This is a genomic window from Photobacterium malacitanum (genome assembly GCF_900185615.1).
Classification (GTDB): Bacteria; Pseudomonadota; Gammaproteobacteria; order Enterobacterales; family Vibrionaceae; genus Photobacterium; species Photobacterium malacitanum.
Map to the genome: position 1 here is coordinate 1 of NZ_FYAK01000006.1, position 13,305 is coordinate 13,305.

Below are 13,305 nucleotides of genomic sequence, written 5' to 3' on the forward strand. Positions count from 1 at the left end.
ATGCGAAGTCTTTAGCAACACCACCGTACACTTTTGCAAGTGTAGTACAGATAGCAGCAGTTAGAGTTGTTTTACCGTGGTCAACGTGACCGATAGTACCAACGTTAACGTGCGGTTTATTACGTTCAAATTTTTCTTTAGACACGATTGTGTTCCTTCCTAGTTAAGATACGCCCCCTACTAGGTCGGGGACGGCTCCGAAGTTGTGTATTTTATGCGTCAATAGCCATTGACGCAATAATGAAATTAAATACGTTCTGCAATAATTTTATCAGTAACGTTCTTTGGCATTTCAGCGTACTCGCTAAACTCCATCGAATAAGACGCACGGCCTTGTGTTGCTGAACGTAAATCAGTTGCGTATCCGAACATTGCTGATAGTGGAACTTGCGCACGAATAATTTTAATACCCGCGTTGCCTTCTTCCATACCTTCGATCATACCGCGGCGACGGTTAAGGTCACCAACGACATCACCCATCCAATCTTCTGGCGTGGTAATTTCAACTTTCATCATCGGCTCAAGCAATACTGGATTTGCATCAAGTGCACCCTGTCGTAATGCCATTGAACCTGCGATTTTAAATGCAATTTCGCTTGAATCAGTGTCGTGGTAAGAACCATCAACTAACGTCGCTTTAACGTCAATCATTGGGTAGCCTGCTAGCACGCCACTCTTCATTTGTTCTTCGATACCTGTAGCAACAGCACTAATGTATTCTTTAGGTACGCTGCCACCGACAATTTCATCTACGAATACAAAACCTTCACCTGGCTCTGATGGTTCAAGCTTCAGCCATACATGACCATATTGGCCACGGCCACCGGTTTCACCAGCCTGACGAATGAATTTACCTTCAACTTTAGTGGTACCACGAATGGCTTCACGGTAAGCAACCTGAGGTTTACCTACGTTACAGTTGACATTAAATTCGCGTTTCATACGATCGACAATGATATCTAGGTGAAGCTCACCCATGCCAGAGATTAAAATCTGGCCTGATTCATCATCAGTTTCGACGCGGAAAGATGGATCTTCTGCTGCTAGTTTATCTAGTGCAATAGCCATCTTATCTTGGTCTGCTACAGAGCGTGGTTCAACCACAATCTGAATTACTGGTTCAGGGAAATCCATGCGCTCTAGAATCACTTTATGATTTTGATCGCACAGGGTATCACCTGTTGTCGCAAATTTAAGACCAATGGCTGCGGCGATATCGCCAGCGCGCACTTCTTTGATCTCTTCACGTTTATTAGCATGCATCTGAACGATACGGCCTAAACGCTCGCGTTTTTCTTTGATGGTGTTGAAAACAGTATCACCTGAATTAACAACGCCAGAGTATACGCGCATGAAAGTCAATGTACCTACGAACGGGTCGGTTGCGATTTTGAACGCTAGTGCTGAGAATGGTTCGTCATCACTAGAATGACGCTCAACAGGGTTACCTTGTTCGTCTTCACCTGTAATCGCTTTTACTTCAGTTGGTGAAGGTAGATAATCAACAACGGCATCTAGTACGGCTTGAACACCTTTGTTCTTAAATGCAGAACCACAAGTTGCCAATACGATTTCGTTGTTTAGGGTACGTTGACGCAGACCAGCTTTAATTTCAGCTTCAGTCAGTTCACCTTCTTCAAGGTATTTATCCATTAGTTCATCATTAGCTTCTGCTGCTGATTCAACTAAGTTCATGCGCCACTCTTCTGCTAACTCTTGCATGTCAGCAGGAATATCTTCATAGGTGAAACTAGTACCTTGATCTGCATCAGACCAATTAATGGCCTTCATTTTGATCAGGTCAATTACACCTTCAAATTCATCTTCAGTACCAATATTTAACTGCAGTGGCACTGGTGTTGCACCAAGACGGTGTTTGATCTGCTCGATAACGCGGAAAAAATCTGCGCCCGTGCGATCCATCTTGTTGATAAAAACGATACGCGGAACTTCATATCGATCGGCTTGACGCCATACAGTCTCAGACTGAGGCTCTACACCTGAAGCACCACAGAACACAACTACAGCACCATCTAATACACGTAATGAACGTTCAACTTCAATGGTGAAATCTACGTGTCCAGGAGTATCAATGATGTTGATTCGGTGCTCGTCGAACTGCTTGTCCATACCGCGCCAAAAGGTGGTCGTTGCAGCAGAGGTGATCGTGATACCACGTTCTTGCTCCTGCTCCATCCAATCCATAGTAGCAGCGCCGTCGTGTACTTCACCAATCTTATGAGATAGACCTGTATAAAACAGGATGCGCTCAGTAGTGGTTGTTTTACCGGCGTCAACGTGAGCACAGATACCGATATTACGGTAGCGCTCGATGGGCGTTTTGCGAGCCACGATTGTATCCTCTTACTAAGGTGAACCTTAGAAAATGGTTTAGGCACAGCAGGATAACCTGCTGCGCCCAAGCGGTATTACCAGCTATATTACCAGCGGTAATGTGCGAACGCTTTGTTCGCATCTGCCATACGGTGAACGTCTTCACGTTTCTTAACAGCAGAACCTTTGTTGTCAGCCGCATCAAGCATTTCGCCTGCTAGACGCTGAGCCATAGATTTTTCACCACGCTTACGCGCAGCTTCAACTAACCAACGCATAGCTAGTGCATTACGACGTACTGGACGTACTTCTACAGGCACCTGGTAAGTTGAACCACCCACACGGCGAGATTTAACTTCTACCGCTGGACGTACATTTTCAAGAGCTTTTTCAAATACAGCTAGGTGTTCTTCACCAGAACGCTCAGCCATAGTTTCTAGTGCAGAGTAAACAATTTTTTCTGCAGTAGATTTTTTACCGTCAACCATTAGGATGTTAACGAATTTTGCCAGCAATTCTGATTTGAATTTAGGATCTGGAAGGATCTTACGCTGACCGATTACGCGACGACGTGGCATGGATTATCTCCGTTGTCTTCTTCAGGTTATCCAAAACTTTTCAGTTTCTTCAAAATTAAATAATTTTAGTGTTTGGCCTTACTTAACGGAATCCATTAAGACTTAGGACGCTTCACACCGTACTTAGAACGACCTTGTTTACGGTCATTAACGCCTGCACAGTCAAGTGCACCACGAACAGTGTGGTAACGAACACCCGGTAAGTCTTTAACACGACCACCGCGGATAAGAACAACTGAGTGCTCCTGAAGGTTGTGACCTTCACCGCCGATGTATGATGTTACTTCGAAACCGTTTGTTAGACGAACACGACATACTTTACGTAATGCTGAGTTCGGTTTTTTAGGTGTAGTAGTGTAAACACGAGTACATACACCACGTTTCTGTGGGCACGCTTCTAGTGCTGGCACGTTGCTTTTTACAACTTGCTTAGCACGTGGCTTACGTACCAACTGGTTAATAGTTGCCATTAAATAGCTCCTGATTGTTACTTTCGTAAGGTGAAAAATCTGCCTCCCAACAACAGGAGGACGCGAAATTTTAGGCATCGCACCTAAAGGTGTCAAGATCTAACCAACGATCAATTAAGTGATCATTTCTTAAACAGTCACTTTTTTGTTCATATATCGTTACTAATAATGGCTCTTTATGCCCATTTCATATGTTGGGCATGCTGTTCCGTAAGCAAAACAAAGCCTTTGTAATCAATAACATCTAGATTTTTATCACATTTATCCTGCAAACCGCGCGCAATAATGTCAGCTTCCAGTAAATAAATTTTTACGCCAATATTTTTTATTAAATCAAAGTAAATATTTTCGCTTACGGCGACATTTACAGCATCTTCAAGCAATAAGATCTCATCGCCAGGGCAAATAAACTGTAAACATTGTGCCAATGCGTGGCTTTGAAATGGCGAACGGGTCACAGTATGTAACATCGATACCTCAAAAAGTAAGGATTTGACGACAACAATGTAATGTTGTTACCAACTCGGTACGAGGACGGATAATGGCATCGATTAATAAATCTTCATGGCATAATCCACGCTCGGCTAATGACTGCTGACAAACATAAATATTTTCGATGTCGTACAAGGGTAACATTTTAAAGGTCGCACTATAATTACGGCTCAGAATTGCATTTGGCTGTTGATGTTTAACCAGTTGCAATACTCCATCACCAATAAAAAATACACTCAGTGCTTCGGTATATGCAGAAGCAGCTAATAATGCATCTAGTCCTTCACGACCACTGGTCGTACCGTGAGGTGGTTGACGAAACACAAAGCCTAAATCACTCACTTATTTCACCTTAAAATTGAATAACACGATCAGTACTAAGTAAAACCTCAGCCAGGCCACCAAGCCCTGCGAGTTCAAACTCTGTCGCTAAGTTATGGTTTGGCAATTGATTTTGTTGCGCTTCTTGCTCACTAACAATACCACGGCGTAACGCAGCTGCGACGCAAGTGTGTAATTCGACATTATGGACCAGCGCTAACTGTTGCCATGCTGCCACCAGATCAAATTCATCAGATGCGGGTGCTGTCAGTGCATTAGCATTTAAGACCCCATCTTGATAAAAGAACACACGGGTTAAAGTATGGCCGACCTCAATAAGTGTAGATGCAAATTGATAAGCAGAGCGTGCGGCTTGAGTACCATAAGCGGGGCCATTAACAACAATGGCGTAAGTTAGGCTCACTTGTCACCGTCCTCTGTTTTGCGCTGACGAATATAAAGATACACAGTATGCTTAGAAATATTCAATCGATCAGCGACACGATTAATCGCATCTTTAATGTCAAAAATACCTTTATCAAACAACTCCATCACTATCTGACGATTCTTAGCATTGTTAGATACATTTTTATCGGCATTAATTTCTTCAATAGTTCGCTCAACGGTTTGATCGACTAATTCATCAACGTCGCTGGCAAAATTGACTTTTGATGCAGCTTGCTTAGCTTCATCCGTTGGCATAAACGATTGCAATATTTGGGTAAACGGTACATCAAGATTGACGTTAATACACAACAAACCAATCACTTTATTATCACCATTACGAATCGCAATAGTGATTGATTTCATTAAATCACCGCCTTTAGCGCGAGTGAAATATGGACGAGAGAAATTACGCTCTGAATTTTGAATATCACGTAACGAACGTAACGCAAGATCGGTGATCGGTGATCCAACTTTACGGCCCGTATTTTGACCATTGGCTATTTTAATTGCTGAGGTATTTAAATCAGCTAAGGAGTGCAGAACAATTTCACAAAATGGCCCAATCAGTGCGGCTAAACCATCAACGACAGCCTCATATGCGCGCAGAATATTATCGTCGTGCTCAGAAAAAAGTCGTCTGTCAACGATGTCACTATCAACAATTATCTCTGTTCCAAAATCATCTACTGAAATCACGATATCACCTTCCATTTTGCTGCTTATCTACAATGCGATCGCCCTGATCTATCACTACAAGCATTCAATATAATTGATAAAATTTAAAATCTTCTCAGTAAGTTTATCAGATTATTGAACAAAAAAGACCCGACATATGCCGGGCCTAGATCAACTGTTACGCTTTTTTGTCATTAAACAATGACAATTTATTGCGTTTTAGTTGCTGTCGCTGCTGCTTTTACTGCTTCAACAGCAGGTTGCTTCGCTTGCTTATCACCTTTAATGCTCAATAATTCTACTTGGAAAACCAAGGTAGAGTTAGCAGGAATGCTTGGATTCGCTTGTGCGCCATAAGCAAGTTGTGGCGGAATAACAAATTCAAACTTCGAACCAACTGGCATTAGTTGTACGCCTTCAGTCCAACCAGGAATCACTTGGTTTAGTGGGAACGTTGCTGGTTGATTACGCTGGTATGAGCTATCAAATACAGTGCCATCTGTTAGCATGCCTTTGTACTGTACTTCAACAGTATCTGTTGCTGCTGGTTTTGGACCTGTACCTTCTTTTTCAATTTTGTACATTAAGCCTGATTTAGTGGTTACCACGCCAGCTTCTTTAGCAAATTTAGCACGGTATTCTTCACCAACTTTAATGTTCTTTTCTGCTTCAGCTTTCGCTTTTTGCTCAACAATTTTAGCAACACGCTGATCAAGAGATTGTAGCGCTTGTTGTGTTTGCTCTTGGGTCATAAGGCTCTTGCCTGCAAACACATCCTCAACACCTTGAAGTACATCTTGACGATTAAGGTTTAGACCTAACTCTTTTTGTTGATCAAGGTTAGCTGATAAGTATTGCGCCAGTGATGCACCAATTGCATAAGCTGCTTTTTGATCTTCAGTTTTAAATTCAACTTTAGCAGCATCTGTTGTTGCAGTTGCTGCAGAAGCGGTTGTTTGCTCAACTTTTGCAGGCTCGGCAGGCTTGTTGGTGTCTGCTTTATTATCGTCCTGACAACCCACAGCAAGGAAGATTGTTGCTGCTAATACAGACATCTTTAAAATCGGCTTCATGTAGTTCTCCATCAGTCATTGAGGCCATGCCTCACTTTTAAACTGTGCTTATTAGTATGAGTATGAAAACAAAATTATATCAATATACTACTACCAGTCTGATTAAGTAACTGTAAAAACTAGCACTGCAGTTATTTAATCAGATTTTTTTCTTTCATCTAGTTACCCTAAGCAAGCGGAACCAGAGCTTAATGTACAAGAAATTTTTGTCAGTTAGTCTATTTTTATCAAGTTTTGCCTTAAGCGGTTGTTTGTTGTTTGATTCAGAAATCGAACGTTGGCACTTAGCTCAACAAGGCAGTACCAGTTTTAGCCTTAGCCGTGATGGTCGTTTTGCTCTTGTTAGCACCAAGCTACAAGGTATCGCGCTATGGGACTTACAGCAAAACAAAAAGTTAGCAGATTTTGGTTCTCAAGATCAATATCACAATAGTGTGATAACAAGTCAAATATCAGATAACAATCGTTATGCAATCACCGCAACAACTCAAAATTTTGCCGTTTGGGATCTGGGGTGGTCACAGGCTCGTGGTTTATGGTCAATTGATGATGCCGCTATTCAAGATGTTGCTATTGCCAATAATGGTACTGAGGTACTGTTGGCATTAACTAACGGCAAAGCACTATTTATTGATTTGACAGATGGTCGACGGCTAGAATTTCTAGCCCATCGTGACAAAGTCAATAGTGTGGCACTGTCTGCTAATGGCCATTATGCGCTTTCAGGTGGTAATGATGGTCATGCCTATTTATGGAATACTCGCAGTGGCCAAATAATCTATTCTTTCAAGCATAGCAGTCGTGTCAGCCAAGTAGCATTACAACGCGATGGAAAACTCGCTTTTTCCGCAGATAGCAACAATGACCACATTATTTGGGATTTAACTACTGGTAAAAAAATCACCCAATTAGCGGTAAAATTACGTCAATCACCACTCTCAAGCGTGCGCTTTTCAAGTAATGGTCAGTGGCTAGTAACGGGAAGTCCCACTCGTCGGGTTGAATTATGGCGCACAGATAATGGTAAAAATATCGGCTCTTGGCGTGCAGAAATATTATCAGGGACTCGACCCGCCACAGCAGTGGTGTATGATGTCGCTATTAGCCCTACAGGTAACATCGTCGCTGGCTCATCCGCTGGTTACGCTCAAACCTGGTCAACCGACTGAAAGATATCCCATGACTGAGATACAACAATTGCAAAGCCGTCTTGATGAACTTGAGATGAAACTCGCTTTTCAAGAGCAAACCATTGATGAATTAAATGATGCGTTAACGAAGCAGCAATTCCTGATTGATCGAATGGAAGTACAACTGAAGTTTATGGTCGGTAAAGTGAAAGGCATGCAAACCTCTAATATGGCTGATGAGTCAGAAGAAACGCCACCGCCGCATTATTAAATCGAGGTTCGACAAGATAAAAACAAAAAAGGAAGCCGAGGCTTCCTTTTTTTATATCGCGTTAAGCTATATTAGTGAGAACAGCCACAGCCGCCCTTCTCTTCGCCACCACAACAACCTTCGTCATCGTGATCGCCACAGCCGCCTTCGCCGCCACAGCAACCGCCACCTTGGTGTAAGTGACCGTGCTCGATTTCTTCTTCAGTTGCAGCGCGTACAGCAACAACTTCAACCTCAAAACCTAGTGTTTGACCAGCTAGCATGTGGTTGCCATCAACAACAACTTCGTCGCCGTCAACTTCTGTTACTTCAACAGGGATTGGGCCTTGGTCAGTATCAGCAAGGAAACGCATACCAACAGTGATTTCATCAACACCTTGGAATACATTTGCAGGAACACGCTGAACCATTTCATCCATATGCTCACCGTAAGCTTCTTCAGGAGCAACTGTGATTTCAAACTTGTCGCCTGCCACGTGGCCTTCTAGTGCTTTTTCCAAACCTGGAATAAGGTTGTTGTGACCGTGTAGGTAATCAAGAGGAGCTTCAACTGTTGATTGATCAACAACGATACCTTCTTCAGTTTTCACTTGGTAAGCTAAGCTTACTACTGTGTCTTTAGCGACTTTCATGTTAACTCCAAAATTTAAGCTTGGGGTGATAGTTTTTGTTCCCATATCATACAGGATAATACCATTGAGATGCCATTATCACATTAGTCTGGTTTAAAAATCCCTATCACTTGTTGTTTGGTGGTTGAAGACAGTTGTTCACTCTCTTTCACTGCTTGTGGTAAACGTGTATCCAGATGCTGACACTTGACACACTCAATATGTTCAACATCATTTTGTTGCCACCAGCGTAAGGTATCTACAGCTTGGCAATGAGGACATATTGCTGCTGCAATAAATCGTTTTTTGATCATGCTCATCACTCCTTGATTAATCCCAACCTTGATGGCGCTGTTGCTCACCACGCATTTCACGGTCAAAAATATCTTCAAGCTCTTTACGGGCTTCTTTTTGACGTGAGGCTAAGTTTACTTCTTCACTATGTTGAGGTAGCAGATCTCGCAATGCTTGACTGTCTATTTTGCGAAAATGCGCTTGAGCACGATTCGCTTTATAGGGATGCATACCCAAAGATATGAGGGCTTGACGGCCTAAATCAAGGGCTCCTTCAAATGTTTCACGTGAAAAGCATTCAACCCCATGACTTAATAATTGATGCGCTTCAACGCGACTGCGCGCTCGCGCCATTAATTTCAATTGCGGAAAATGTTGCTGACAAAGTGTTACTACCTCCATCACCTCAGTCGGATCATCGGTACAAATAATCAATGCTTCGGCATTATCTGCACCAGCTGAACGTAATAAGTCGAGTTGGGTCGCATCACCATAATAAACCTTATAGCCAAACTTACGTAAAAATTGAATTTGGCTCGGATCGCGTTCTAAAACCGTCACCCTGATTTTATTAGCAAACAGTAACCGCCCAACCACCTGCCCAAAACGTCCAAATCCAGTAATAATGACGCGTGGCTGACGATCAATCACACTTGATGGCGGTTGCTGAACTTCTTCCGCTTTAAAACTGCGGACATACCAACGTTTTTGTAATTGTAAAATCAATGGTGTGGTCATCATTGATAAGCTCACTACCACTAATAATAGTGGCGCTAATTCACCAGCTAATAACCCCCCCGTTTTTGCGGTAGTAAACAATACAAATGCGAATTCTCCACCTTGGCTTAAAATAGCTGCCATTTGACTTCGTGATTTTGAACTCACACCAAATACACGGGCTAATAAATACAACACCCCAGCTTTAATTGTCACGAGCGCAACAACAGCCGCTAAAATTTGTAATGGATACTGCCATAGCAAACCGAGGTTAACGGCCATCCCCACTGAGATAAAAAACAAGCCCAGTAATAAGCCTTTAAAAGGTTCTATTGCTATTTCAAGCTCATGCCGATATTCACTTTCAGCCAATAAAACACCTGCTAGAAAAGCACCTAATGCCATCGATAAACCAAGCATCTGCATGATCAATGCAATGCCGACCACCAGCAATAAAGCTGCAACATTAAATAATTCTCTAACACCACTCATCACCACATAACGAAACAGAGGTCGTAAAAGGAAATGACCGGTAACCAAGAAGGTCATTATCCCTCCTAGCATCCATACCCCATCAAGCCAACTACCGCTATTATTGCCAACCAATAATGGTAATAAGGCTAGCATCGGGATCACTGCTATATCTTGAAATAACAATACTGCAAATCCTGACTGGCCAGTTTCGCTACCACTTAATTGCTGTTCATCGATCACTCGTAATGCTATTGCCGTTGACGATAATGCCAGCCCCATTCCGATAACAATCGCATCACGCCAACTTAGATCAGGAAAAAATCGACTACAGCCTAATGCAATCGTCGCAATAACAATGCTAGTGATCACCACTTGGCTGCCACCCAAACCTAAAATCGGTTTACGCATTTGCCATAACTTTTTAGGGTTAAGCTCAAGACCAATCAAAAACAGTAACAACACCACTCCAAACTCAGAAAAATGCAAAATCGCATCAACATCAGAAATTAATCCGAGTCCCCATGGTCCAATACCGATTCCAGCAATCAAATACCCCAGCACCGAGCCTAATCCCAACCGCTGCGCTAACGGTACTGCAATAATCGCAGCAGCTAAGAAGACCACCGTCACCAACAAAAAATCATTATCCATGCTTTACTCCTGCGGCTAATGGTAATTGGGGAGCATGCTGATGCGGGTTGACTAACCACTGCCGATAACATGTTGCATGCTGTTGTCGCTCAGCTGCAGGGATCCGCCGCGCCCAGTGCAACACCAATGGTGATAACCATTGCATGCGACAAAGATCAGCGCACAATTCAAATGGTTTTAAAATGTCATCGATACTGCAGCGATTATAACCATCAGGGCTGTAAGCCTCCGCCGCACCACCCGTGGTGATCACTGAACGCCAATATTTCCCCTCAGTGGCTTTGCCTTCTCCATGCGCGAAGCCTTTACTTAATACGCGATCAAGCCACTCTTTAAGTAACGCTGGGCAAGAATACATATACAAGGGGTGTTGAAAAATGATCACATCATGCGCAACCACTAATGCCCGTTCAGCCTCTTCATCAATAAAAAAATCAGGGTAAGTCGCATATAAGTCATGCACTGTGACATGCGATAAATGTTTTATTTCACTTAATAGTGCCTGATTAGCAATTGACTCTTGAGGATCTGGATGCGCAAAGATAATTAATATTTTCAAATCAGTCATATTGTCCTTTGCACGTCATTTAATAAGCCGAGTAACACTAATCTAATCATTATTAGCATTAATTGTTAACTATCATACCTAATTGTTACTCAATATGGTGAGTTAGTTATAATTTCAATTTTAGACAGCTATTCATCACAGTCATGCCAACAGCGGGTTAACTTAGTGTCAGGTTAGCCACTGGTTCAAGTTTGAGTTAGACTCCCGAGCATGATTCTTGTTTAATTTTGTGGAGCGGGCACGTCCCCGGCGCTATCGATGATTATCTTTTCAGATATCCAACTTCTACGTGGTGGTAAAGTTCTACTTGAAAATGCCACCGCTACCATTAACCCAGGGGACAAAGTTGGTCTTGTGGGAAAAAACGGTTGTGGTAAATCAACCCTGTTTGCATTACTTAAAAATGAACTCAGTTTAGATGGCGGTAATTGTCAGTTTCCAAGTAATTGGGAATTAGCATGGGTTGCTCAAGAAACGCCCGCCCTTGAACGTGCAGCGATTGAATATGTGATTGATGGCGATCGCGAGTACCGCGAACTAGAGCGTCAATTAATTGCAGCGGAGCTCGCTGACGACGGTAATAAAGTTGCTGAATTACACGCAAAGATCGACACTATTGGTGGCTACAGCATAAATGCCCGTGCAGCAGAATTATTAAATGGTTTAGGTTTTTCACAGCACCAAATGCAGTGGAACTTAACTCAGTTTTCTGGTGGTTGGCGAATGCGTTTAAACCTTGCCCAAGCATTGTTATGTCGCTCTGATCTGCTCTTACTCGATGAGCCAACTAACCACTTAGATCTTGATGCAGTAATGTGGCTTGAGAAATGGCTCCAAAGCTACCGTGGTACATTAGTACTGATTTCCCATGACCGAGACTTCCTTGACCCAGTCGTCAATCGTATTATTCACGTTGAAAACCAAACCTTAAATAGTTACACCGGTAACTACTCATCATTTGAAGTTCAACGTGCAGAAAAGCTGGTATTACAGCAAGCGATGTACCAAAAGCAGCAGAAGCAAATGACTCATATGCAGTCATATATCGAGCGCTTTCGTTATAAAGCCAGCAAAGCACGCCAAGCACAAAGCCGAATTAAAGCCTTAGAACGAATGGAGAAAGTGCTTCCCGCACAACTTGATAACCCATTCAGCTTTGAGTTCCGTGAACCAAGCGCACTGCCAAATCCTATTTTAATGATGGATCATGTGGCTGCGGGTTATGATGATTTACTGATTTTAGAAAAGATCCGCTTAAATTTGGTGCCTGGCAGCCGTATCGGTCTACTAGGGCGTAATGGTGCTGGTAAATCAACCTTAATAAAAATGCTTGCTGGCGACTTACCCGCTAAAGCCGGTGATATGGCATTCTCGCAAGGGGTTAAAATTGGTTACTTTGCTCAACACCAATTAGAAACCTTGTATCTTGATGATACTCCTGTGCAGCACATGGCACGTATTGCACCCAATTCTACTGAACAACAACTGCGTGATTACTTAGGTAGCTTTGGTTTTATTGGCGATAAAGCGCTTGAGAAAGTAGGTCCGTTTTCTGGTGGAGAAAAAGCACGCTTAGTATTAGCTCTTATTGTATGGCAACGCCCTAACCTATTGTTACTCGATGAGCCGACTAACCACCTTGATTTAGATATGCGCCAAGCGCTGACCTTTGCATTGCAATCTTATGAAGGCGCGATGGTTATTGTTAGTCACGACCGTTACTTGCTTCGCGCAACAACAGATGATTTGTATCTAGTTCATGATCGCCAAGTGGTGCCTTTTGATGGTGACCTAAACGATTACCACAAATGGCTAAGTGAGCAACAACGCAATGAGCGTCGTGAGCAACAAGCGGCCAAACCGGATACCAATAAAGACAACAGCGCTGCTTCACGTAAAGAACAAAAACGCCTAGATGCTGAGTTCCGTAAACAAACTGCACCAATTCGTAAAGAAATCACCAAGCTTGAAAAGCAAATGGACAAACTTAACGACATCATTACGGCAGCAGAAACAGCATTAAGTGATAGCACCATTTACGAGCCCGAAAACAAAGCGCAAATGAATGAACAACTCAAACTTCAAGGCAATGCTAAAGCGGATCTTGAAGACATTGAAGTGGCATGGATGGAACTGCAAGAACAATTAGAAGAGATGGAAAGCCAGCTTAACGCTGAGTGATCATTTAACGCCGTAGTG

The 13,305-nt window shown here is 42.7% G+C and carries 16 protein-coding genes; 3 read left to right on the forward strand and 13 right to left on the reverse strand.

The window, feature by feature from the left end:
- The 9 genes from PMAL9190_RS13365 to fkpA form a co-directional block, all read right to left on the reverse strand.
- Positions 1 to 145: GTP-binding protein (locus tag PMAL9190_RS13365; RefSeq protein WP_231730676.1), on the reverse strand; the 145-nt coding region annotated here is incomplete at its 3' end.
- A gap of 101 nt (positions 146 to 246) precedes the next feature.
- On the reverse strand, positions 247 to 2,352 hold the full coding sequence (gene fusA / locus PMAL9190_RS13370; RefSeq protein WP_087845629.1) for an elongation factor G: 2,106 nt from the start codon (positions 2,350 to 2,352) through the stop codon (positions 247 to 249).
- An 89-nt stretch (positions 2,353 to 2,441) separates the two neighbouring features.
- Positions 2,442 to 2,912 carry a 30S ribosomal protein S7 gene (rpsG, locus tag PMAL9190_RS13375; protein WP_005371760.1) on the reverse strand — a complete coding sequence of 157 codons (471 nt, stop codon included), beginning with the start codon at positions 2,910 to 2,912 and terminating at the stop codon, positions 2,442 to 2,444.
- A 95-nt stretch (positions 2,913 to 3,007) separates the two neighbouring features.
- A complete protein-coding gene (gene rpsL / locus PMAL9190_RS13380; protein ID WP_004399892.1) occupies positions 3,008 to 3,382 on the reverse strand; it encodes a 30S ribosomal protein S12 in 375 nt (124 codons plus the stop codon).
- Between the two features lie 176 nt (positions 3,383 to 3,558).
- Positions 3,559 to 3,852, reverse strand: coding sequence for a sulfurtransferase complex subunit TusB (gene tusB, locus PMAL9190_RS13385; protein WP_087845630.1), 294 nt, complete (start codon positions 3,850 to 3,852; stop codon positions 3,559 to 3,561).
- Between the two features lie 7 nt (positions 3,853 to 3,859).
- Positions 3,860 to 4,216 (reverse strand): sulfurtransferase complex subunit TusC, encoded by a 357-nt coding sequence (tusC, locus tag PMAL9190_RS13390; protein ID WP_087845631.1) that lies wholly within the window; start codon positions 4,214 to 4,216, stop codon positions 3,860 to 3,862.
- 10 nt (positions 4,217 to 4,226) lie between these two features.
- Positions 4,227 to 4,619, reverse strand: coding sequence for a sulfurtransferase complex subunit TusD (gene tusD, locus PMAL9190_RS13395; RefSeq protein ID WP_087845632.1), 393 nt, complete (start codon positions 4,617 to 4,619; stop codon positions 4,227 to 4,229).
- Positions 4,616 to 5,338 carry a helix-turn-helix transcriptional regulator gene (locus tag PMAL9190_RS13400; RefSeq protein ID WP_087845796.1) on the reverse strand — a complete coding sequence of 241 codons (723 nt, stop codon included), beginning with the start codon at positions 5,336 to 5,338 and terminating at the stop codon, positions 4,616 to 4,618. The genes tusD and PMAL9190_RS13400 overlap by 4 nt, the downstream gene beginning before the upstream one ends.
- Before the next feature lie 188 nt (positions 5,339 to 5,526).
- On the reverse strand, positions 5,527 to 6,390 hold the full coding sequence (gene fkpA / locus PMAL9190_RS13405) for an FKBP-type peptidyl-prolyl cis-trans isomerase (RefSeq protein WP_087845633.1): 864 nt from the start codon (positions 6,388 to 6,390) through the stop codon (positions 5,527 to 5,529).
- 191 nt (positions 6,391 to 6,581) lie between these two features.
- Between fkpA and PMAL9190_RS13410 the strand changes: the two genes are divergently transcribed.
- Both PMAL9190_RS13410 and PMAL9190_RS13415 read left to right on the forward strand, forming a co-directional pair.
- On the forward strand, positions 6,582 to 7,559 hold the full coding sequence (locus PMAL9190_RS13410) for a WD40 repeat domain-containing protein (RefSeq protein WP_087845634.1): 978 nt from the start codon (positions 6,582 to 6,584) through the stop codon (positions 7,557 to 7,559).
- 10 nt (positions 7,560 to 7,569) lie between these two features.
- Complete coding sequence (locus PMAL9190_RS13415; protein WP_087845635.1) at positions 7,570 to 7,791, forward strand: SlyX family protein; 222 nt, start codon at positions 7,570 to 7,572, stop codon at positions 7,789 to 7,791.
- 71 nt (positions 7,792 to 7,862) lie between these two features.
- On the opposite strand, the gene slyD is transcribed toward PMAL9190_RS13415, so the two are convergent.
- The 4 genes from slyD to kefG form a co-directional block, all read right to left on the reverse strand.
- Positions 7,863 to 8,423 (reverse strand): peptidylprolyl isomerase, encoded by a 561-nt coding sequence (gene slyD, locus PMAL9190_RS13420; protein WP_065169341.1) that lies wholly within the window; start codon positions 8,421 to 8,423, stop codon positions 7,863 to 7,865.
- An 83-nt stretch (positions 8,424 to 8,506) separates the two neighbouring features.
- On the reverse strand, positions 8,507 to 8,716 hold the full coding sequence (locus PMAL9190_RS13425) for a YheV family putative zinc ribbon protein (RefSeq protein WP_065169340.1): 210 nt from the start codon (positions 8,714 to 8,716) through the stop codon (positions 8,507 to 8,509).
- A 16-nt stretch (positions 8,717 to 8,732) separates the two neighbouring features.
- A complete protein-coding gene (gene kefB / locus PMAL9190_RS13430) occupies positions 8,733 to 10,538 on the reverse strand; it encodes a glutathione-regulated potassium-efflux system protein KefB (protein WP_087845636.1) in 1,806 nt (601 codons plus the stop codon).
- Positions 10,531 to 11,106, reverse strand: coding sequence for a glutathione-regulated potassium-efflux system ancillary protein KefG (gene kefG / locus PMAL9190_RS13435; protein WP_065169338.1), 576 nt, complete (start codon positions 11,104 to 11,106; stop codon positions 10,531 to 10,533). Before kefG ends, kefB begins: the two co-directional genes overlap by 8 nt.
- Before the next feature lie 258 nt (positions 11,107 to 11,364).
- Here kefG and PMAL9190_RS13440 point away from each other — a divergent pair, with 258 nt between their 5' ends.
- On the forward strand, positions 11,365 to 13,287 hold the full coding sequence (locus tag PMAL9190_RS13440) for an ABC transporter ATP-binding protein (RefSeq protein WP_087845637.1): 1,923 nt from the start codon (positions 11,365 to 11,367) through the stop codon (positions 13,285 to 13,287).
- Positions 13,288 to 13,305 lie beyond the last annotated feature (18 nt).